The sequence below is a fragment of the Achromobacter sp. D10 genome, from assembly GCF_035282245.1.
Lineage (GTDB): Bacteria > Pseudomonadota > Gammaproteobacteria > Burkholderiales > Burkholderiaceae_B > Achromobacter > Achromobacter insolitus.
The window spans coordinates 58,470-78,162 of the sequence record NZ_JAYJLE010000014.1; the positions used below are offsets into that span (position 1 = coordinate 58,470).

Annotated in this window: 21 protein-coding genes and 1 tRNA gene; 7 read left to right on the forward strand and 15 right to left on the reverse strand. The window is 65.4% G+C overall.

The genetic code is table 11. The features are described from left to right. Position 1: 1 nt before the first annotated feature. Positions 2 to 466, forward strand: coding sequence for a YaiI/YqxD family protein (locus VCS63_RS26125; RefSeq protein ID WP_063639737.1), 465 nt, complete (start codon positions 2 to 4; stop codon positions 464 to 466). Positions 467 to 490: 24 nt separating this feature from the next. On the opposite strand, the gene VCS63_RS26130 is transcribed toward VCS63_RS26125, so the two are convergent. The 8 genes from VCS63_RS26130 to VCS63_RS26165 all read right to left on the reverse strand — a co-directional run bounded on the left by VCS63_RS26130 (position 491) and on the right by VCS63_RS26165 (position 7,603). Then, positions 491 to 658, reverse strand: coding sequence for a hypothetical protein (locus VCS63_RS26130; RefSeq protein WP_042796365.1), 168 nt, complete (start codon positions 656 to 658; stop codon positions 491 to 493). Positions 659 to 709: 51 nt separating this feature from the next. Beyond that, positions 710 to 1,024: a hypothetical protein gene (locus tag VCS63_RS26135; RefSeq protein WP_323881462.1), complete on the reverse strand. Its 315-nt coding sequence runs from the start codon at positions 1,022 to 1,024 to the stop codon at positions 710 to 712. Positions 1,025 to 1,031: 7 nt separating this feature from the next. Continuing rightward, positions 1,032 to 1,106, reverse strand: a tRNA-Val gene (locus VCS63_RS26140). Between the two features lie 60 nt (positions 1,107 to 1,166). Further along, positions 1,167 to 1,889, reverse strand: coding sequence for a DNA polymerase III subunit epsilon (gene dnaQ, locus VCS63_RS26145; protein WP_042796364.1), 723 nt, complete (start codon positions 1,887 to 1,889; stop codon positions 1,167 to 1,169). Positions 1,890 to 1,892: 3 nt separating this feature from the next. Continuing rightward, complete coding sequence (locus VCS63_RS26150; RefSeq protein ID WP_042796363.1) at positions 1,893 to 5,009, reverse strand: efflux RND transporter permease subunit; 3,117 nt, start codon at positions 5,007 to 5,009, stop codon at positions 1,893 to 1,895. A gap of 33 nt (positions 5,010 to 5,042) precedes the next feature. Then, positions 5,043 to 6,131 carry an efflux RND transporter periplasmic adaptor subunit gene (locus tag VCS63_RS26155; RefSeq protein ID WP_042796362.1) on the reverse strand — a complete coding sequence of 363 codons (1,089 nt, stop codon included), beginning with the start codon at positions 6,129 to 6,131 and terminating at the stop codon, positions 5,043 to 5,045. 180 nt (positions 6,132 to 6,311) lie between these two features. Then, positions 6,312 to 6,773, reverse strand: coding sequence for a ribonuclease HI (gene rnhA / locus VCS63_RS26160; protein ID WP_042796361.1), 462 nt, complete (start codon positions 6,771 to 6,773; stop codon positions 6,312 to 6,314). Positions 6,774 to 6,829: 56 nt separating this feature from the next. Further along, positions 6,830 to 7,603 carry a class I SAM-dependent methyltransferase gene (locus tag VCS63_RS26165; RefSeq protein WP_042796360.1) on the reverse strand — a complete coding sequence of 258 codons (774 nt, stop codon included), beginning with the start codon at positions 7,601 to 7,603 and terminating at the stop codon, positions 6,830 to 6,832. A 20-nt stretch (positions 7,604 to 7,623) separates the two neighbouring features. Here VCS63_RS26165 and gloB point away from each other — a divergent pair, with 20 nt between their 5' ends. Together gloB and VCS63_RS26175 are read left to right on the forward strand one after the other, a co-directional pair. Next, positions 7,624 to 8,445: a hydroxyacylglutathione hydrolase gene (gloB, locus tag VCS63_RS26170; protein WP_042796359.1), complete on the forward strand. Its 822-nt coding sequence runs from the start codon at positions 7,624 to 7,626 to the stop codon at positions 8,443 to 8,445. Positions 8,446 to 8,452: 7 nt separating this feature from the next. Then, on the forward strand, positions 8,453 to 9,871 hold the full coding sequence (locus VCS63_RS26175; RefSeq protein ID WP_323881464.1) for a transglycosylase SLT domain-containing protein: 1,419 nt from the start codon (positions 8,453 to 8,455) through the stop codon (positions 9,869 to 9,871). Positions 9,872 to 9,964: 93 nt separating this feature from the next. On the opposite strand, the gene VCS63_RS26180 is transcribed toward VCS63_RS26175, so the two are convergent. Beyond that, positions 9,965 to 10,897 (reverse strand): pyridoxal-phosphate dependent enzyme, encoded by a 933-nt coding sequence (locus tag VCS63_RS26180; protein ID WP_323881465.1) that lies wholly within the window; start codon positions 10,895 to 10,897, stop codon positions 9,965 to 9,967. Positions 10,898 to 10,933: 36 nt separating this feature from the next. Next, positions 10,934 to 12,007, reverse strand: coding sequence for a succinylglutamate desuccinylase/aspartoacylase family protein (locus VCS63_RS26185; RefSeq protein ID WP_063962521.1), 1,074 nt, complete (start codon positions 12,005 to 12,007; stop codon positions 10,934 to 10,936). A gap of 106 nt (positions 12,008 to 12,113) precedes the next feature. On the opposite strand from VCS63_RS26185, the gene VCS63_RS26190 reads away from it, so the two are divergent. Further along, positions 12,114 to 13,010, forward strand: coding sequence for a LysR family transcriptional regulator (locus VCS63_RS26190; protein WP_278481790.1), 897 nt, complete (start codon positions 12,114 to 12,116; stop codon positions 13,008 to 13,010). Between the two features lie 105 nt (positions 13,011 to 13,115). Then, positions 13,116 to 13,901: an enoyl-ACP reductase FabI gene (gene fabI, locus VCS63_RS26195; RefSeq protein WP_042796355.1), complete on the forward strand. Its 786-nt coding sequence runs from the start codon at positions 13,116 to 13,118 to the stop codon at positions 13,899 to 13,901. A 48-nt stretch (positions 13,902 to 13,949) separates the two neighbouring features. Here the strand turns inward: fabI and VCS63_RS26200 are convergent, their stop codons facing one another. Then, a complete protein-coding gene (locus VCS63_RS26200; RefSeq protein WP_042796354.1) occupies positions 13,950 to 14,348 on the reverse strand; it encodes an OsmC family protein in 399 nt (132 codons plus the stop codon). 188 nt (positions 14,349 to 14,536) lie between these two features. On the opposite strand from VCS63_RS26200, the gene VCS63_RS26205 reads away from it, so the two are divergent. After that, positions 14,537 to 15,217 carry a tellurite resistance TerB family protein gene (locus VCS63_RS26205; RefSeq protein ID WP_323881468.1) on the forward strand — a complete coding sequence of 227 codons (681 nt, stop codon included), beginning with the start codon at positions 14,537 to 14,539 and terminating at the stop codon, positions 15,215 to 15,217. Positions 15,218 to 15,241: 24 nt separating this feature from the next. Here VCS63_RS26205 and VCS63_RS26210 read toward each other — a convergent pair whose 3' ends face one another. From VCS63_RS26210 to VCS63_RS26220, 3 genes are all read right to left on the reverse strand, one after another. Continuing rightward, positions 15,242 to 16,228, reverse strand: coding sequence for a tripartite tricarboxylate transporter substrate binding protein (locus VCS63_RS26210; RefSeq protein ID WP_063639833.1), 987 nt, complete (start codon positions 16,226 to 16,228; stop codon positions 15,242 to 15,244). A gap of 77 nt (positions 16,229 to 16,305) precedes the next feature. After that, entirely contained in the window at positions 16,306 to 17,190 is an 885-nt protein-coding gene (gene nadC / locus VCS63_RS26215; RefSeq protein WP_063962542.1) for a carboxylating nicotinate-nucleotide diphosphorylase, read from the reverse strand. Positions 17,191 to 17,272: 82 nt separating this feature from the next. Continuing rightward, positions 17,273 to 18,202, reverse strand: a complete 930-nt coding sequence (locus tag VCS63_RS26220) for an NUDIX hydrolase (protein ID WP_042796352.1) — start codon at positions 18,200 to 18,202, stop codon at positions 17,273 to 17,275. Positions 18,203 to 18,401: 199 nt separating this feature from the next. Between VCS63_RS26220 and VCS63_RS26225 the strand changes: the two genes are divergently transcribed. Beyond that, complete coding sequence (locus VCS63_RS26225; RefSeq protein WP_042796351.1) at positions 18,402 to 18,629, forward strand: hypothetical protein; 228 nt, start codon at positions 18,402 to 18,404, stop codon at positions 18,627 to 18,629. Positions 18,630 to 18,688: 59 nt separating this feature from the next. Here VCS63_RS26225 and VCS63_RS26230 read toward each other — a convergent pair whose 3' ends face one another. After that, positions 18,689 to 19,594 carry a LysR substrate-binding domain-containing protein gene (locus tag VCS63_RS26230; protein WP_076816330.1) on the reverse strand — a complete coding sequence of 302 codons (906 nt, stop codon included), beginning with the start codon at positions 19,592 to 19,594 and terminating at the stop codon, positions 18,689 to 18,691. Positions 19,595 to 19,693 lie beyond the last annotated feature (99 nt).

The following is a 19,693-nucleotide window of genomic DNA, read 5'->3' on the forward strand; positions in this document are numbered from 1 at the left end:
AATGCACATCTGGGTCGATGCGGACGCCTGCCCCGCAGTCATCAAGGACATCCTGTTTCGCGCCGCCCAGCGCTGGCAGGTGCCGCTGACGCTGGTCGCAAACCAGATGCTCTACACCCCGCCCTCTCCGCTGATCCGCGCGGTCCAGGTGCCGCGCGGCTTCGACGTCGCCGACGCCCATATCGCCGAACGAGCGGCCCAGGGCGACCTGGTGATCACCGGCGACATCCCGCTGGCTGCGCAAGTGCTGGAAAAAGGCGCGATGGCCCTGAACCCCCGTGGCGAGCGCTATTCGCCGGAAACCATACGGGAACGGCTGGCGCTGCGGGACATGATGGAAGAACTGCGGGCAAGCGGCGTCGATACCGGCGGCCCGGCGTCATTCAGCCAGGCCGACCGCAAGGCGTTCGCCAACCAGTTGGACAGCCTGCTTGCGCGCGCGGCGCGCAAGGCGCAAACAGGCTGAATCCCGACCACCCGGGACTGGTCGTCAATAGAAAGTGATGTAGGCCTTGTAGATGATCGTGCCCAGGGCCGTGATGAGGCCAATGCCCATCAGCCCCATGCCGAGATTACGGTCGCGCAGCCCGAAGCCGATCAGCATGAGCGCCACGCCGGCGCCGATGATGATCAACATGGTGGTGGTGTGCTCGGACATGACCTTCTCCTGTTCGCCTACGCCTGGCCCCACGGGCCAAAGCCTTTGTTATCAATGATAGTCAGGCTTGCATGCGACGCGGCTCAATCGATGAGAGTCCGCTTGCGTCAAATCAAAGGAAGGGTAATGAAAGGGACGGTTCAGCGCAATGGTCTGCGCGCCATGGACAAAGCGCCCTGATTGGAATGCGGGGCGAAGAACCCTCCCCGCGCGCAAAAAAACAACGCAAAAAACAAAAAAGCCAACCTCGCGGCTGGCTTTCTTTGCTTTGGTCTGCTTTTGCTTAGCGTCTGCTTGAACAGCTTTTAACCTTGGGACGCCGACAACGATAAGTCTGGAACAACCGGAGCTTACGTTATCTTCCAAGGGTCTTTGGTGGGTAGTACTGGGTTCGAACCAGTGACCCCTGCCGTGTGAAGGCAGTGCTCTACCACTGAGCTAACCACCCCGAAAGAGGCGAAATATTAGCACGTTTTTTTGAACGTGTGCAAGTCGCCAGGAAAAAACTTCAAGCGGCCGCCACCGGTGCTTCGATTTTGCGCCAGGTGCACTCCCCGCCCACGGACTTATCCAGGGCAGCGAGATAGTTTTCGTGCTCGGCCAGCTCGGCCTCGCTGGCCTTGATCACGGGCAGGCCCGACGCATCGAAGCGAGTCAGTTCAAGACCGCTGCCGCCGCCACTATTGCCGTCGTCCACGTCGATCAGCAGCGCGTCCTGGCCGCGGGTCATGGCCAACCAGACTTCCGCCAGCAGCTGCGAGTCCAGCAATGCGCCGTGCAGCGTCCGATGGGCATTGGAAATGCCGAACCGGTCGCACAGCGCATCCAGCGAGTTGCGCTTGCCCGGGAACAGCGAACGCGCGTGCAGCAGCGAATCGGTGACCGTCTCGCAGTAGTCGGTGACCGGGCCTCGCCCGGTCTTGGCGAGTTCGGCGTTGAAGAACTTGACGTCGAACGCCGCGTTGTGCGCGATCAGTTCGGCGCCCTGGATGAATTTCACGAACTCGTCCGCGATGTCGGCAAAGCGGGGCTTGTCGGACAGGAACTCCGTGGTCAGGCCGTGCACCGCCAAGGCCTCGGGATCGCTGTCGCGGTCCGGGTTCAGATAGATGTGCAGGTTGTTGCCGGTGGTCATCCGGTTGACCATTTCCACGCAGCCGATCTCGACGATGCGATGCCCCTGGGCAGGGTCCAGTCCGGTGGTTTCAGTGTCAAAGATGATCTGGCGCATAACTTATTCCGACGCTTGGGCTGGCGAGGCGGGCTGCGTGCGCGGCGCCGGATCGGGGTCCGGATGATGCGCTGCGCTGCCGGCCTGGCCGGGTTTCTTGCGTGCGGTGGCGATCAAGGTGTAGGCCACCGGCACGACGAACAAGGTCAGTAGTGTACCCAGCATCAGCCCGCCCACCAGGACCCAGCCGATTTGCTGGCGCGATTCCGCACCCGCGCCCGTGGACAGCGCCAGCGGCACGGTGCCCAGCACCATGGCGCCGGTGGTCATCAGGATGGGACGCAGGCGCAGCACGCTGGCCTCGACCACCGCCTCGAACAACTCCTTGCCCTCATCGCGCAGCTGATTGGTGAATTCGACGATCAGGATGCCGTGCTTGGTGATCAGCCCAACCAGCGTGATCAGGCCGATCTGGCTGTAGATCGACAAGGTGCCGCCGGTCAGCCACAAAGCCAGCAACGCGCCCGTCATGGACAACGGCACCGACAGCATGATGATGAACGGGTTGCGCCAGCTTTCGAACTGCGCGGCCAGCACCAGGTAGATAAAGGCCAGCGCCATGGCGAACACCAGGTAGATGCTGCCCGAGGAATCGCGGAACTCGCGCGACTGGCCGTCCAGATCGGTGATGATGGTGTTGGGCAGTACATCGCGAGCCACCTGGTGCATGTGCGCCAGCACTTCGCCCAAGGCATAGCCCGGGGCCACCGCGCCATCGATCTTCACCGCGCGCAGGCGATTGAAGTGGTTCAGCGACTGCGGCGACACGCCCTCGTGCACACCCAGCAGGTTGTCCAGCTGGACCATGCTGCCGTCGCGCGCCCGCACGTAGATGCCGGAGATGTCGGTGGGATTGGCGCGGTCGCGGGGCGTCACCTGCACGATCACGTCGTACTGCTCGCCTTCGTCCTTGTAGCGGGTGACCTGGCGGCCACCCAACATGGATTCCAGCGTGCGGCCCACGGTATCCACGTTGGCGCCCACGTCGGCCATCTTGTCGCGGTCCACGCGCACCCGCAATTCCGGGGTGTTCAGGCGCAGGTCCGTGTCCAGGTTGATCAGGCCGGGATACTTGCGCAGCTCGGCGAGGAAAACCTCGGTCAGGCGCGACAGCTCCGCATACGAGGCCTGGCTCATGATGATGAATTCGACCGGTTTGGAACGTGCCGACTGGCCCAGCGACGGCGGGTTGGTCGGAAATGCCCGCACCCCCGGCAGCGAGGCGAACTGCGGCTGCAGCTGCTGGGTGATGGCCTGCTGTTTGCGGCTGCGTTCTTCCCAAGGCTTCAGACGCAGGATGGCGGTGCCGTCCGTCACGGTCGGAAAGCCCACTGTCACCTGGCTGCCGCTGGCTTCCGCGATGTCGGCGTAGAACTTTTCAATGCCCAGCATGCTTTCCAGCGTGTAGTTCAGCGTGGCGCCTTCGGGCGAACTGACGATGCCGAACACGACGCCGCGGTCCTCGATGGGGGCCAGCTCGCTCTTGACCACTTTGAACAGCACGCCGCTCGCGGCCGCCACCGCCAGTCCGATGGCCACCACCACCCAGCGGTAGCGCAGGGCCAGCCCCAGCGCGCGCCGGTAACCGTTGCTCATGCCGTTGAGCCAGCCTTCGATCAGGTTGTACCAGCGGCTGTGGCTGCTCTGGTGGCGCAGCAGTACCGAGCACATCATGGGTGTGAGCGTCAGCGCCACAAAGCCGGACACCAGCACGGCGCCGGCCAGCGCCAGCGCAAACTCGATGAAGAGCCGTCCGGTGCGGCCCGTTGCGAAAGCCAGCGGGGCGTACACGGTGACCAGGGTCATGGTCATTGCGACCACCGCAAAGCCGATCTCGCGCGAACCGCGCAGGGCGGCCTCCTTGCGCGGCATGCCCTCTTCAATGTGGCGGAAGATGTTCTCCAGCACCACGATTGCATCGTCCACCACCAGGCCGATGGCCAGCACCATGGCCAGCAGCGTCAGCGTGTTGATGGAAAAGCCGAACAAATACATCAGCGCACAGGCGCCCACCAGCGACACCGGAATGGTGACAATGGGAATGATGCTGGCGCGCAGGTTGCGCAAAAAGAAGAAAATCACCAGCACCACCAGGACGATGGCCTCGCCGATGGTGTGGAACACGGAATCGATGGAACGCTCGATGAACACCGACGAGTCGTATGCGATGTTCAGCTTCATGCCGGCCGGCAGGTTCTCGTTCAGGCGCGCCACTTCCTCACGCGCCGCCTTGGACAGTTCCAGCGGGTTGGCGGTGGATTGGCGCGTCACGCCGATGTTGATGGCGGGTTTGCCATTGAATCGCGACAGCACGCGGTCGCTGGCGGCGGCGATCTCGACGTTGGCCACGTCGCGCATGCGCACCGGGTAGCCTTTGACGTTGGCGACGATCACGTTCTCGAATTGCGCCGGCGTCTGCAGGTCCGTGGAAGACACCACCGAGAACTCGCGGGCGCGCGATTCGATGCGGCCGGCCGGGATCTCCACGTTCTGGCTGCGCAGCGCCGCTTCCACATCCTGCACGGTCAGGCCGTAGGCCGCGAGCTTGTCGCGGTCCACGTAGATGCGCATGGATGGCAGACGTTCGCCAAAGACACGCACTTCCGCCGCGCCGGGCAGCACCGACAAGCGGGTCTTGATGTAGCGGTTGATGTAGTCCGAGGTCTGGATCGCGGAATACGAACCGGACTCCACCGCAATGTAGATAATGGGCTGCGAGTCGGCCTCGACCTTGCCGATGATGGGCTCGTCGATCTCGTCGGGCAGGAAACGGCGGGCGCGCGAGACCTTGTCGCGGACTTCCGCGGCCGCGGCATCCGGATCGCGCGACAGGTTGAACTTGATGTTGATCAGGCTGCGTTCCGAGCGGCTGCGCGAGGTCATCACGTCCACGCCCTCGATGCCGGCCAGCTGGTCTTCCAGCGGCTTGGTCACCTGCGATTCGATCACCTCGGGCGAAGCGCCCTTGTAGGTGGTATCCACCGAAACGATGGGCTCATCGATCTTGGGGTACTCGCGCACCGTCAGGCGCGAGTACGAAATCAGGCCGATCAGCACGATGATCAGCGACAGAACCGATGCGAACACCGGCCGCTTGATGCAGGTTTCCGAGATACGCATTGCGTTACCGCCACATAGGGAAAAGGGCCGGCGTCACGTGCCGCTGGCCAGAACGGTCACCGCGGCGCCGTCCGTTACCCGCTGCAAGCCGGACACCACCAGTTGGTCGCCTGCCGCCACTCCGGTCAGGATCTCGACGCGACCCTCGCGGCGCTCGCCGATGGTGACCTCGCGCCGCTCGGCCGTGCCGTTTTTGATCCGGTAGACATACTGCGTCGCGCCCGAGGGCGACAACGCGGCTTCCGGCGCGACCAGCGCCTTGTCCTGGCTGAACTGCAGCTGCACGCGGGCAAACATGCCGGGGCGCAGCACCGCATCCTTGTTGGCGACCGTGGCGCGCAGCAGGATGGAACGGCCCCCGGCGTCGACCAGCGGGCTGACCGCATAGACCATGCCCTGGCGCTCCTGGCCGGGCAGCGCGTCCATGCGCAGCGTCAGCTGCTGGCCTACGCCCACCTTGCTCAGATACATCTCGGGAACGCGGAAGTCCACCTTGAGCGGATCGATCGCCTCCAATGGGGCCAGGTCCTGGCCCTGGTTGACGTAGTCGCCCACCGACACGCTGCGCAAACCCGCGATGCCACCAAACGGCGCCGAAATCGTCATCTTGTCCAGCCGCGCCTGCGCCAGCGCCACGGCGGCTTCCTGCACCTTCAGCGTGCTGGCGGCCTCGTCACGGGCCTGCTGGCTCACGAAACCCTTTCCTTGCAGCTCCACCGAGCGCCGGTAGTGGCTCTGCGCCAAGGTCAGGTTGGCGCGCGCCTGGGCCAGCTCGGCGCGCGGCACGGAATCGTCCAGGCGGATCAGCACGTCGCCGCGCTTGACCGGCTGGCCTTCCTTGAAATCGATGGACTGGATGCGGCCGGCGACCTCGGGCCGCAGCACCACGGACTCATCCGAACGCAGGCTGCCCACGGCCGAAATACCGCGTGCGAAAGGAATTTCCTGGACGACGGCAACTTCTACCCGCACAGGCGCGGCGCGCGTGACCAGGGGCGCTTGAACGGCGCCGGGCTGTGGACTGACGGTTCCGAAGGCGAGCCAGCGCGGCACATAAACGCCGAGCGCGGCCCCCGCGGCCACCCCTGCCGCTACGGCGGCGAGCAGTACTGCTTTTTTCATGCGCGAATGTGGCGGTATTGCGGCGCGGGCCAGGCATGCCCCCACGCGGACTGCGCCGCAGTAACTGGAATGAGGGTTGGCACTTTAGCACCCGGATTTACATACTGGAACAATCCTGAAGCCGGATGAAAGAACTAAATCCGCCCTTCAAGGCGGATTTGAGGGTATATCCCGATGCCCCTAGCCGCGCCGGGCCGATTCCACGCCCAGATTGGCCAGTTGGTCGGCCCGTTCATTGCCAGGATCGCCGGCGTGCCCGCGGACCCAACGCCAGGACACGGTGTGGCGCTGCACCTGCTCGTCCAGTAACTGCCAGAGTTCGGCGTTCTTGACCGGCTTTTTATCGGCCGTCATCCAGCCGCGCCGTTTCCAGTTGGCCAGCCATTCGGTCATGCCCTTCATCACGTACTGGGAGTCCGTGTGGATGATGACCGCGCAGGGGCGCTTCAACGCGCGCAGGCCCTGGATGACCGCCAGCAATTCCATCCGGTTGTTGGTGGTCTGGAGTTCGCCGCCATGCAACGTCTTTTCGTGGCTGCCGGCGCGCATGAGCACGCCCCAGCCGCCCGGACCGGGATTGCCCTTGCAGGCGCCATCGGTCCACATTTCCACTTTCTGCTCGTTCGGTTTGTCGTCCTGCATGGTGCTGCTTGGTAATCCTTGCTAAAAATTTGCCCCGCGGCGCGGGGCTCTGCCCTTCAGCGGCGGTCATCCGCCTGGCGGTTGACCACAACCGACGCGGCGCGGGCGCGCTTGGGCTTGGCTTTCTTCCAGGCCGGGCCGATGATACGCATGCCGGCCACCCGCTTGACGGCCGACACCAGATAGACCGCTCCGCCCACGCTCCACCAGCGAGCGCCCGCCGATTCCAGGAAGGACCAGCGCTGCAGCCACTTTTCACTGCGGCAGGCTGGCGCGTAGCAGCCGAAATGACTGGCCTCGACTTCCAGCGACAGCAGCTTGAACCAGTCCTTCAAGCGCGGCAAAGACACCTGGGACGCGGGCGGCTGCGGCAGCCAGGGCTCCATGCCGGGCATGCGCGTGCGCGCGCCCCACATGCTCCAGGGGTTGAAGCCCGAGATCACGACCCGACCTTCCGGAACCAGCACGCGTTCGACCTCGCGCAGCACGTTGTGAGGATCGTCCGCGCACTCGAAGGCATGCGGCAGGATGAGCAGGTCCACGCTCTGCGATTCGAACGGCAGGGCCTCGGGTTCAGCCAGCACCACTCGCGACTGCCAGCCGGCCGCGCTCTCGGCGGACGGGGTCTCGGTGCCCACGTAGCCCTTGAAGGGCATGCGGTTGGCACGCAGCAGATTCATGTCCGCCAGGCCGACCTGCCAGGCGTAATATCCAAACACGTCCGCGACAGCCGCGTCGAACTGCGCCCGCTCCCAGGCCAGGACGTATTGTCCCGGCGGCGTCTGGAACCATTCGGCCAGTTCTACAATCGGCGGAGTATCTTCTGCCACGTTCTATTCCTTCGAATCCCATGCAAGCCTTGACCGCCCCCACAGGCGGCCGCGATCGCAACGCCGCGGTCTTGCCTCTACCCGCCTTCAACGACAACTACATCTGGGCCATCGTCCGTGGCGGCGACGCCGCCGTGGTGGATCCAGGCGACGCCGGCCCCGTGCTGCAATTGCTCGACCAACTTGGCCTGAGACTGCGCGCCATTCTACTCACGCACCATCACGGCGACCATGTGGGCGGTGTACCGGAATTGTCCCGCATCGAGGGCATTACCGTATACGGCCCCGCGCGCGAACAGCTGCCGCGCTGCGACGTGCGCCTGGCGGAAGGCGACCGCGTGGCCATTCCCGAACTGGACCTGGATCTTGCCGTGCTGGACGTGCCGGGACACACCGCCGGCCACATCGCCTATTTCGGCCGCGCGGCCGGCCAGGAGCCGGTTTTGTTCTGTGGCGACACCCTGTTTGCGGCGGGCTGCGGCCGTCTTTTCGAAGGCACTCCGGCGCAAATGTATGATTCTTTAGGGAAATTTGCCGTTTTACCGCCAGATACACAGGTTTTTTGCGCACACGAGTACACTCTAGCGAACTTGCGCTGGGCCTTGGCAGTCGATCCGGCCAACCGCAGCCTGCAACAATGGCACCAGCAGGCCCAGCAATTACGAGCAGAAGGTCTTCCCACGCTTCCGTCCACAATCGGACAGGAACGCGCGGCCAATCCGTTTTTGCGCACGCAAGAAGTTGAGGTCGTCCGCGCAGCTGAGCGCCGGGCCGGCCACAGCCACGCTACGCCGGTAGAGGTTTTTGCCTCCCTTCGTGAATGGAAGAACGATTTCAAGTGACAGCCTGATGAATCTATCCCGACTCCTTCTGCCGCTCATGCTGGCAGTCCTCGCCGGTTGCGCAGGAACCAAAGCCCCCGATAGCAAGAACCTCACCACCAATTCCCAAGGGCGATACATCGCCCGCGACACGTCCCGGACGGTGGACCTGACCAACCCGCCCGCCGACGCCTGGGACCGCATCCGCCGCGGTTTCGCCATCCCCAACCTGAACACCGACCTCTCGCAGCAGTGGACCGACTATTACGCGTCCCACCCCGAGTCGGTGCAGCGCATGGCCGAACGCGCCGGCAAGTACCTGTATTTCATCGTCGACGAGATCAACCGCCGCGGCCTGCCGACCGAGCTCGCGCTGCTGCCCTTCGTCGAAAGCGCCTACAACCCCACCGCGCTGTCGCGCGCGCAGGCCTCGGGCCTGTGGCAGTTCGTGCCGGCGACCGGCCAGCACTTCAACCTGAAGCAGGACTGGTGGCGCGACGAGCGCCGCGACCCCATCGCCTCGACCAACGCGGCGCTGGATTACCTGGAAAAGCTGTTCGAAATGCAGGGCGACTGGTACCTGGCGCTGGCCTCGTACAACTGGGGCGAAGGCTCCGTGCAGCGCGCCATGGCCAAGAACGAAGCGGCCGGCCAGGGCACGGACTACCTGTCCCTGAACATGCCCGACGAAACCCGCAACTACGTGCCCAAGCTGCAGGCCATCAAGAACATCATCGCCGATCCGCAGCGCTATGCGGTGGCCCTGCCTCCGGTGGGCAACACGCCCTACTTCGTAACGGTCCAGAAGAACAGCGACATCGACCTGGAAATCGCCGCCAAGCTGGCCGAAATGCCGCTGGACGAGTTCAAGGCGCTGAATCCCTCGTTCAACCGTCCCGTCATCCGTGGCGATCACGGCCCCACCCTTCTGCTGCCGGCCGACCGCGTCGAGGTCTTCAACGCCAACCTGACCAATTACAAGGGCGACCTCAGCGCCTGGAAGATCTACCACTCTCGCCGCGGCGAATCCTACGCCTCGATTGCCAAGCGCTTCGGCATCAGCGAAGCCACGCTGCGCCAGACCAACGACATCGGCTCGCGCCAGAAGTCCGCATCCGGCCAATCCCTGCTGGTGCCGGGCGAGCCTGGCTCGGGCGGCGTGCAACTGGCCTCGCTGGCTACGCCGGTGGGCGCGCTGGACGCTGCTCCCTCGGACAACAAGGCCGCCGCGCCGCGCGGCCGCGCCGTCCAAGCGCCGGCCGCCCGCGTCGCCAGCGCCCGCCCCAATGTCCGTACCCACAAGGTGCGCCAGGGCGACACGCTGTTCTCGCTGGCCAAGCAGTACGGCACCTCGGTGGACGCGCTGCGCGCGCTCAACAACATCAAGGGCAGCGCCCTGAAAGTGGGCTCGCAGTTGCGCGTGCCGGGCACCAACGCCCGAGGCTGATCGCGGCTTGCATGAAAAAACGCGTCCCCGGGGACGCGTTTTTTATGCCCGGCCGCCCGCTAATGGGACCGTGCCGCTAATGGGACTGTGCCGCTAAAGGGACTGCGCCGCGAACTGGGCGCGCCATTGCGCCAGCTGGGCAGCCGTTACGCCCACGCCACCGCACAGGATGACTGCGACCGAACGCGCGTTGCGCAGGAATTCCGAGTCGCTGTCCAACGCCGCCACCGACACGCCGCAAGCCGGTTCAACCAGGATCCGATGCTCCAGCAGCACGTCCTCGCAGGCCGCCACGGCAGCAGCGTCCGATACGACCACGCTCTCAATGGGGTGCTCTTGCGCCAGCTCCAGCGCGCGGCCGCAAACCTGGCGCGCGCCCAAGGACGTCGCAATGGAGGTGATCTCGGACAGCAGGACAGGCGCTCCCGCCCGCAGGGCCTGGGCGTAGGAATCCGCGCCGGCGGTCTCGGCCGCGATCACCGGCACATCGGCCCAGCCATTGCGCCGCAGGCCTTCGACCACGCCGCACAGCAGCCCGCCACCGCCGACCGAGCAGATGACCAGGTCCGGCCGCCCGCCTTGCCTGGCGAGCTCGTCGATCATGGTCGCATGCCCGTCCCAGAGCAAGGGGTCGTCGAAGGGGTGCAGGAACGCATCTGCCGCGGTCATGAGCTCCAGCGCCCTGGCATTGGCCTCCATCCAGGATGCGCCATGCACAATGACTTCGGCACCCTCGGAGCGGATCAGGCTTTGGGCGCGTTCCGAGGTCGTGGCCGGCACCACCACAATCACAGGCGTGGCCAGCATGCGGCCGGCGTAGGCCACCGCATAGCCGGCATTGCCGCCGGACGAGGAAATGAAGCGCCGGGCGCCGCGCGACTTGTAGATCTGGCACGCATGGCCTATGCCGCGAGCCTTGAACGAGCCGCTAGGCTGCAACGCCTCCATCTTGAATCGCACGTCCTTGCCGCTGCGCAGGGAATAGGCACGGGAAGCGAGCGCCGGAGTTTCAATATGAATTGCCATGTTCTGTATCAGGGAAAAGTGAATCTGGGCCGCACGTCAGGCCCGGCTGGCCACCACGCAGCAGACATTGCCGGGCACGACGATGCCGGGATGCCGTTTGGCGAAAACGACGCCGCTGGCACCGTAAAGCAATTCGACCGGCGCGCGCTGTGGATCGAAGATCTGGTGGATGCGGCCCGCCGGCTGGCCCGCCTCCACCGATACGCCGTGTCGATGGTACGCCTCGAATACGCCCCGCTCCGAAGCGATGACGTAGGACTTGGCGCCCGTAACCTTGTGCAAAGGCGCGGGCTGCCCGTCCAGGGGCTGGGCGCAAGCCTGATCCAGCACGCCCCAATGCGCCAGCACGCGCAAGGCCCCGGCGCGGCACAGCTCGAGCGCGCTGTCCGTCACGGTGCCGCGCCCCGCCATCTCGGTACTGACACAGGTAAGCCCCGCGGCCACGGCCGTGGCGACGCTGGTGCGCGTATCGCCCAACGTGTCCAGCAGCACGTTGAACGGCGCGCCGAACGCCAGCACCGCATCGGTGTTGCGCTGGGTCTGTTGCGCATCGGCCGAAGGCTGAACCAGGGCGCTGGGAATGATGTCCAGGGACGATCCGCCCGAATGCAGGCTGAGGAACGCGTCGCCGCGCGGAAACAGCTCGTCGCTGACGTACGCGGCAATCTGTTCCGTAATGCTGCCGGCGTGATCGCCGGGAAATGAGCGGTTCAGGTTCTTGCCATCCAGCGGCGAGGTGCGCCGGCCGGCCTCCGCCGCCGGCGCATTGAGCGAAGGCATGATGATCAGCCGGCCCCGGACGCGTTCCAGCGGCAAGTCGCGGATGAATTCGCCCAGCACGATCTGTCCTTCGTACTCGTCCCCGTGGTTGCCGCCTTCCAGGATGACGGTGGGTCCGTCGCCATTCGCCAGCACCGCCATGGGAATGCGCACGGTGCCCCATGCATCCTCGTGCGGCGACTGAGGAATGTGCAGGAAGCCCGCCTGGCGTCCAGGCGCGTCGAGATCAATGTCAGTGAACGCCGTCGCGCAGTGCGGATTGCGCGCAGGCACATGAGGAACCCGCCGGTCACGCAAAAACGGCGATTCGCGGAATGTCGGTTTCGTCATAGACCGTTTAGGTATACGTTATTGGGATCAACGAGAAAATATAGGTATTTGAAGGGATGGAAACAAATACTTTTGTCGCTTATTACCTATGCCGAAGAGGCATGGCATGGAATTGAGACAGTTGCGTTACTTCGTAGCCGTATGCTCGGCCGGCAGCGTGGCGGGCGCGGCAAAGGCCCTGCATATCGCCCAGCCCGCCCTGTCGCGCCAGATGATGGCGCTGGAAGACGAATTCGGCGCGCAACTGCTGGTGCGGCTGCCGCGCGGCGTGGCGCTGACGCGGGCGGGCGAAGCGCTGCTTGCGCAAGCGAAGCTGATGCTGGCGGGCAGCGAATCCTTACGGGCCCAGGTCGCGCTGGCGGCCAACGGCAAGGCTGGCTCACTGAGGATCGGCGTCATGCCGGGCTATAGCTGGCTGCCCGGCCTGGGCCAGGCAATCGCGGCTCTGTCGCGTGCATCGCCCCACACCGACGTGCTGGTGGAATCCGGCCTGTCCGCCTGGCAATTGGATGCGATCAAACGCCACGAGCTCGACGCGGGCGTCGTCGCCTGGCGCTCTCCGCTGGATAGCGAAGTGGAAGGCATGAAGATCTATGAAGATCGGATGGTGCTGGCCATGCCCGCCGCAGCCGCGCGCGGCATGGGAAGGATCCGCTCGCTGGAAGACCTTGCCGGTCAGAAATTCATTCTGTTCCCTCGCGCCGGCTCGCCTTCGCATTACGACGCTCTTGTCCGCATCCTGAAGGATGCGGGCATTCCGCTCGCGCGTCCGGGCGCAGCGGCAACCGATCTTCCCACCATACTCGGCCTGGTGTCGGCTGGGCTGGGTTGCGCCATCATCCCCGACTCATTCAGGAAACACGGCCCGGCCGGCGTCGTGTTCAAGGAAATCGGCGGCATAGACCTGAGCTTCGATCTTGAACTGGTCTGGCGCGCCGACCAGCGCGATCCGCTGCTCGCCAGCTTCGTGCGCATGTTTCCACCGCCCGGAAAAACGTATTGAAACCCGAAGCGGACGGATCCGCCCCCAAGGGATTTTCATATCGCGAAATCGCGCAAACTCCTTAAAATAGCCGGTCTCCAGAGGGAAAAATCAAAGGATAGAAATATGGGCTTTCTCGCCGGCAAGCGCATCCTGGTCACCGGGGTGCTTTCCAACCGATCCATCGCCTACGGCATCGCGCGCGCCTGTCACCAGCAAGGCGCCGAACTGGCGTTCACCTACGTGGGCGACCGCTTCAAGGACCGCGTAGGCGAATTCGCCGCCGAATTCGGCAGCAAGATCGTGCTGCCCTGCGATGTGGCCGAAGATAGCCAGATCGAAGGCGCCTTCACCGAACTCGGCAAACACTGGGACGGCCTGGACGGCCTGGTGCACTCGATTGGCTTTGCGCCGCGCGAAGCCATCGCCGGCAACTTCCTGGATGGCCTGTCGCGCGAAGGATTCCGCATCGCGCACGACATCTCTGCCTACAGCTTCGCCGCCATGGCCAAGGCCGCGCTGCCGCTGATGGAAGGCCGCAATGGCTCCGTGCTGACCCTGACCTACCTGGGCGCCGAGCGCGTGGTCCCGAACTACAACACCATGGGCCTGGCCAAGGCCTCGCTGGAAGCCAGCGTCCGCTATCTGGCCACCGCCCTGGGCCCGCGCGGCATCCGCGCCAACGGCATTTCCGCCGGCCCCATCAAAACCTTGGCCGCCAGCGGCATCAAGGACTTCTCGGCCATCCTGAAGTTCGTGGAAGCCCAGGCTCCGCTGCGCCGTAACGTCACCATCGAAGACGTCGGCAACGTCGCCGCCTTCATGCTCTCGGACCTGGCCGCCGGCGTGACGGGCGAAATCACCCACGTGGACGCCGGTTTCTCGACGATCGTCCCGGGCATGGAAGACTAAGCCCACAAGCGGCGGGGCCTCTGGCCCCGGCCGCCGCGGCCGGCCGGTTCAGGCCGGCTGCACCACCACCGTGGACACCTGCACGTCCACCGCCGTCATCAGCTTATGCACCGGGCATTTCTCGGCTACCGCCAGCAGTTCGTCGATCTGCGCGTCGGACAGCTCGCCATGCAGCGTCAGCTTGGCCGTCAGCCGGTAAATCCCCTTGCGCTCCTCGCTGGCATCGCGCACCACTTCCACGCCCACGGACTCCAGCGGCAAGCCCTTGCGCTGCGCGTAGACCATCAGGGTCATGGCTTTGCAGCCGCCCAGAGCTGTATCGAAATAGTCATGCGGGTCGGGGCCGGCGCCCTGCGGCTGGGGCATATCCAGCGGCAAATCGTGGCCTTCGGCCGTCGCGGTGAATTGCAGCGTATTGGGCGCATTCTGGCGCACGCGGATGCTCATGGATCCAATCTCCTGGTAACGGGTCCCGACGGACGGCCGCCGCGGCCGCCCCAGACCACGTTGTAGCACCTGCAAAGCGCGTCAAGGGCGTTACCGGTCAAAGCAACTGACGGAAAGCTGAACTTATGCCAGCGCCACCGGTCGGATATTCCTGTTCGCAATACCTGAGCACACTTTAAGGGGGCCGCATGAGCGCCAGACAACTACTCGACCAACTGCTGCAGTCCGGGCAAGGGCTGCTGTCGGATACCACCAGCCGCGTGCAGAACGCCGCGGGCGGCAAAGGTTCGTCCTTCCTGACCGGGCTGGGCGGCGGCGCGCTGGGCGCAGGCGCCCTCGGCCTGCTGCTGGGCAGCAAAAAAGCACGCAAGATCGGCGGCAAGGTCGCCATGTATGGCGGCATGGCGGCACTGGGCGCCCTCGCCTATCGCGCCTATGGCGACTGGCAGCGCAGCCAGGCCGGCGCGCCAACTGCCCCGCCGCAGACGCTGGACCGGCTGCCCGCGCCCCAGGCCGAGCAGCACAGCACGGCGGTGCTGACCGCCATGATCGGCGCGGCCAAGGCCGACGGCCACATCGGCCCCGAAGAACGCGCCTTGCTCGAAACCGAGCTGTCCAAGCTGTCGTCGGACGCGCAGGACCGCCGCTGGCTCGAAACCGAGTTGTCGCGCCCGCTTGATCCCGGCACGGTCGCGCAAGCGGCGCAGACGCCGGAAATGGCGGCCGAGATGTACCTGGCCAGCCTGCTGGTGGTGGATGAAGAAAGCTATATGGAACGCGCTTACCTGGATGAGCTGGCGCGCCAGCTCAAGCTCCAGCCGGGCTTGAAGGAACAGCTGGAACAGCACGCTCGGGCCGCCGCGGCCTGAACCCCGGACGGCCTGCGCCCGGCCTCAATCGGCGCGCAGTCCGATCGCTTCGGTCAAGGCGGTGTAGCGGTCGATATCGGCGTCGATCATCGCCTGGAATTCCCGCGGCGTGCTGCTGGTCGGCGTGAAGCCCTGTTCGCGCAACGCAGCCTGCACTTCGGGGCGCTGAACGATCCTGGCCACTGCGGCGTTCAGCTTTGCCAGTACCGCGGACGGGGTACCAGCGGGCGCAAGCAGCCCGTGCCATTGGTCCAGCGCATAGCCGGGCACGCCCTGCTCGGCCACTGTCGGCACCGAAGGCAGCAACGGTGAACGCGCGGGCGACGTCACGGCCAGGGCACGCAGCTTGCCCGCCGCAATCAAGGGCGCGGCGCTGGATGCCGTGACCACCCCCATACCCACCTGACCCGCGGTTACGTCGGTCAGCGCGGGGCCGCAGCCCTTGTAGGGCACGTGTTGCAGCGGCGTTCCGGTAGCGCGAGCCAACATCTCGCCCGCCAGGTGTTGCGGTGTACCGTTGCCGCAAGATGCAAACGGCAGAGGCTGCTGGGGCGTGGCGGCAGCCAGCGCGTCGTCCAGATTGCGCAAGGGCGAGGCCGCCGGCACCACGTACACCGAAGGCACGAAGGCCACGTTGATGACGGCCGCAAAGTCCTTCTTGGGCGCGAAGCCCAAATTGCCGTACACCCCCGGATTGATCGCGAACGAACTGTTGACCATCAGCAGCGTGTAGCCGTCCGCGGGCGCTTCGGCCACGGCACGAGCACCGATGTTGCCGCTGGCGCCGGGACGGTTTTCCACCACCACCGCCATGCCCAGCTGTTCCTGCAGACTGGCGCCGATGCGGCGCGCCAGCAGGTCGGTGCCGCCACCCGGCGGAAAAGTCACCACGATGGTAATGGGGTGGGAGGGATACGCGGCGTCCTTGGGCGCTTCGCCCGAAGGCGAATTGCCGCAGGCGGCCAAGGGCAGGACCAGAAGCGAGAAAACGGATCGAAGCAGGCGGTTCATGATGCGGTCTTGCAGCGTCCCGCGCTGCACGCGTGCGCGGGAACAGGGGCGATGCCGGCCGAAGCCGGTCTACGGGCTCAGGCGTCCAGCCCGATATCGAGCACTTTGGCGCTATGCGTAATCCAGCCCACCGCGATCTGGTCCACCCCAGTCGCGGCCACTGCGGCGGCGGTCTCCGGGGTAATCCGGCCGGAGGCTTCGGTAATGGCGCGCCCACGCGCCATCGCAACGGCGCGGCGCAGATCGTCCAGGCTCATGTTGTCCAGCAACACCACATCCACGCCCAGGGACAGTGCCGTCTCCAGCTGCTCCAGCGTGTCCACTTCCAGTTCGATCTTGACCATGTGGCCGACGCCGGCGCGGGCGCGCTGGACCGCCGTGGCAACCCCGCCCGCCAGCGCGATGTGGTTGTCCTTGATCAGCACCGCGTCGTCCAGGCCATGCCGGTGATTGCTGCCGCCGCCCACGCGCACCGCGTACTTCTGCACGGCACGCAGGCCGGGCATGGTCTTGCGCGTGCAAGTAACGCGGGCGCCATAGCCAGCAATGGCGCGGGCGATGGAAGCGGTGGCGCTGGCCACGCCGCTCAGGTGGCACAGGAAGTTCAGCGCCACGCGCTCGGCGGTCAGCATGGCGCGGGCGTTGCCGCTGATACGGGCGATTTCCATGCCCGGCTGCAGATCGCTGCCGTCGCGCCGAGCAACCTCGAACGTCATGCCCGGATCCATGGCGCGAAACGCCAGGCGCGCCAGGTCCAATCCGGCCAGAACGCCTTCCTGGCGCGCGACCAGGCGAGTCTGCGCCGTGGCGTCGGCGGGCACGATGGCATCGGTGGTCAAGTCCCCGGCCCGTCCCAGGTCTTCGAGCAAAGCCGCGCGCACCAGCGGCTCCAGCATGACGTCCGGCAAAGGAGGAACGGCCAGTCGGTCGACGGTCACAGGCGCTATGGCTTTAATGCTCATTTTGAGTATTTGTTGATTAAAAAAAGGCGCGCACGAATTGCGCACCATTTATGCTAGAGACGAGCATAAGCCTTGTCAAGCGTTACATCGCCCTGGACAGCGGCAATTTGCTGCCAGCAATGGCCCGCTCCAGCAAGACGTCCCGCCGGAAGCGGAACAACTTGGCCGGCCTGCCGGCCGTGCCCGTGGCCATTTCACCGGTTTCTTCCACCAGCGCCTGCTGCTCGATGAGACGGCGGAAATTCTGCTTGTGCAGGCCGCGCCCCGCCAGCGCCTCCACGGCCAGTTGCAGCTGCAGCAAGGTGAATTGCGCAGGCATCAATTCAAACACGACAGGCCGGTACTTGATCTTGGCGCGCAACCGGGCGATGCCCGTGGCCAGGATGCGACGATGATCGTGACGCATGGGTTCACCCGGCACGACGGCGCCCCCGCCGCCCCTGCGCGCCGCTTCGGGGACCAGCCCCGCTTCGAACAGGAGTTCGTAGCGCTGCAGCACCATGTCTTCGTTCCACGGCGAGCCGTCCAGGCCGAAGGTGATGGCGGCGCGTTGGCGGCGGCGCGCCCGCACGGCCGTGTCGGCGTGGTCTTCGCACCAGGCGGCCAAGCGCGGCACGATCAGTTCTTCCACCAGCGCGGGCGTACCCATGCGCCGGTCTTCCCAGGGGAAATAGCGGTACCAGTCCTGCCAGCCGACTTGCGCCACGCCGGTCTCGCCCGCCTCGCGCGTGAGCCCCAGGTAGCTGACCGACATGACGCGCGCGCCCGATTCATCGGAGCGGTCACCGTCGGCAAAAGTGTAGAGCTGCTCTACATAGCCCAGCGGATGATGCGTCTGCTCCTCCACCCAGGCCCGCAAGCCGGCCTGCAGCGAACGGTGCGACAGCTCAAAGGGTCCGGCCGGCAAGGCTCGCGCATCATCGGTCGTCAGCACCCTTGGTTCGCCGTTGGTAACGGCGACGAGCACGGCAACGAGTTCAGCATGGACGGAGCGTTCGACGGATTCAGTCAAGGTAGATGTAGGAAAAGTAGGAAACCGGGCAGCTTGCGGCAAACCGCGAGGCGCTCGAAATTATAAGGTTCGGGCTTCTGCAACAGCCCCTTGCAAACGTGACAGGCAATCCTGCTCCCAACGGGCCCCGCGGCCCTAAGATGGAAGTGGCAACCAGGCGCGTCGCCATCCCGGGACGCCCGCAAGCGGAGCAGACATCATGTTGAAAACCGCCCCCGATCCGCAGGCGGCCAAGGCCGCCGATACGGAAAAAACCGTCCCTGTCGACCCGCGCAAAGGCACTGAAGTCTTGCCGATGCCGGACGACAGCAAGGAGGTCGCCGGCATGCCGCGGCGCGGACGCGCCGTTGCGGAACCCGGCGAGCCCGGCATCATCACCCCGGAAGACGACGTACTGGACACGTCCTACGAAAATCGCAAGAACTGAGGCCCCCGGCCGACGCGATGGCGAGATGATACGCGAGCCCGGGCGCCGCGGCGCGGCGCTCAGGCGGCGCTGGGCAACGCCTCAAATGCGCGGGCGAGAATGTCCACGAAAGCCTCCGTCACTGACGAAGGCGCCGTCTGCGCGGGATAAGCCATGCTGACGCGCACCGGCAGGCACGGCGTGAACGGCCGTATCGCCAGCCTGTCCGCAAACACGGCGGCGATGTAGGGATTGACCACTCCCAGCCCACTGCCGGCCGCAGCCAGCGCGCAGATGGTCGAAGAATATGTCGTCTCGATTTCCGAGGCAGGCTGGACTTGGTGTTCCTGCATGGCGCCGCGCAACTGCAGATAGACGTCATCGTCCGCGTTCAGTACCAGCAGGCGGCGCGCGTCCAGGTCCATGATGCCAACGGACGACTGCGCGGCCAGCGGATGATCGGGCCGCAGCACGCAAACGGCCGCACTCTCGTGCAAGCCCTGCATTTGCAGTTGCGCGCCGTCCATCGGCGCCGTGGTCACCACCACATCGTACGTGCCGTGCAGCAACCCTTCGCGCAAATACTGGCTGCCGACGGTCTGCATGTTGATGTGCACGTCGGGGTAGCGCTGCGCAAAGGTCTCGATCGCGCCGGGCAGCACGCCCAGGCCCAGCGCCGGCGTGCAGGCCAGCCGCAGCACTCCGCTGCCGCTGCGCCGCATTGCCGCGACCCGGTCCTCGATGCGCTCCAGCCCCACGAAATGCCGCTGCACGGTATCGAACAGGTCTTTGGCTTCGCGCGTGGGGCGCAGGCGGCCGCGCTCCATGTCGAACAGCTTCAGGCCGCTGGCCTGCTGCACCTGCGCCAGCAGGCGACTCACCGACGGCTGGGTGGTGCGCAACATCTGCGCGGCGCCAGTGGTCGTGCCGGCCAGCATCACCGCATGAAAGGCTTCGATCTGGCGGAAATTCAGGGGTCGGCTCATGGCAAGGCAATGTATAGCAAACCTGCATAGCCTATGTTGAAAAAAGAATTTTTTCAAATACCTGCGGACTCCTACACTGGTTTTCCCAAGGGCGCCGCC

Excerpts from the sequence above, each read along its gene's own strand:
- VCS63_RS26175 (WP_323881464.1), top strand. The coding sequence starts at position 8,453 with ATGAATCTATCCCGACTCCTTCTGCCGCTCATGCTGGCAGTCCTCGCC.
- VCS63_RS26185 (WP_063962521.1), bottom strand. The coding sequence starts at position 12,007 with ATGACGAAACCGACATTCCGCGAATCGCCGTTTTTGCGTGACCGGCGG.
- VCS63_RS26225 (WP_042796351.1), top strand. The coding sequence starts at position 18,402 with ATGTTGAAAACCGCCCCCGATCCGCAGGCGGCCAAGGCCGCCGATACG.
- nadC (WP_063962542.1), bottom strand. The coding sequence starts at position 17,190 with ATGAGCATTAAAGCCATAGCGCCTGTGACCGTCGACCGACTGGCCGTT.
- VCS63_RS26205 (WP_323881468.1), top strand. The coding sequence starts at position 14,537 with ATGAGCGCCAGACAACTACTCGACCAACTGCTGCAGTCCGGGCAAGGG.
- VCS63_RS26200 (WP_042796354.1), bottom strand. The coding sequence starts at position 14,348 with ATGAGCATCCGCGTGCGCCAGAATGCGCCCAATACGCTGCAATTCACC.
- fabI (WP_042796355.1), top strand. The coding sequence starts at position 13,116 with ATGGGCTTTCTCGCCGGCAAGCGCATCCTGGTCACCGGGGTGCTTTCC.
- VCS63_RS26190 (WP_278481790.1), top strand. The coding sequence starts at position 12,114 with ATGGAATTGAGACAGTTGCGTTACTTCGTAGCCGTATGCTCGGCCGGC.
- gloB (WP_042796359.1), top strand. The coding sequence starts at position 7,624 with ATGCAAGCCTTGACCGCCCCCACAGGCGGCCGCGATCGCAACGCCGCG.
- VCS63_RS26125 (WP_063639737.1), top strand. The coding sequence starts at position 2 with ATGCACATCTGGGTCGATGCGGACGCCTGCCCCGCAGTCATCAAGGAC.
- dnaQ (WP_042796364.1), bottom strand. The coding sequence starts at position 1,889 with ATGCGCCAGATCATCTTTGACACTGAAACCACCGGACTGGACCCTGCC.
- VCS63_RS26130 (WP_042796365.1), bottom strand. The coding sequence starts at position 658 with ATGTCCGAGCACACCACCACCATGTTGATCATCATCGGCGCCGGCGTG.
- VCS63_RS26180 (WP_323881465.1), bottom strand. The coding sequence starts at position 10,897 with ATGGCAATTCATATTGAAACTCCGGCGCTCGCTTCCCGTGCCTATTCC.
- VCS63_RS26210 (WP_063639833.1), bottom strand. The coding sequence starts at position 16,228 with ATGAACCGCCTGCTTCGATCCGTTTTCTCGCTTCTGGTCCTGCCCTTG.
- VCS63_RS26150 (WP_042796363.1), bottom strand. The coding sequence starts at position 5,009 with ATGCGTATCTCGGAAACCTGCATCAAGCGGCCGGTGTTCGCATCGGTT.
- VCS63_RS26155 (WP_042796362.1), bottom strand. The coding sequence starts at position 6,131 with ATGAAAAAAGCAGTACTGCTCGCCGCCGTAGCGGCAGGGGTGGCCGCG.
- VCS63_RS26230 (WP_076816330.1), bottom strand. The coding sequence starts at position 19,594 with ATGAGCCGACCCCTGAATTTCCGCCAGATCGAAGCCTTTCATGCGGTG.
- rnhA (WP_042796361.1), bottom strand. The coding sequence starts at position 6,773 with ATGCAGGACGACAAACCGAACGAGCAGAAAGTGGAAATGTGGACCGAT.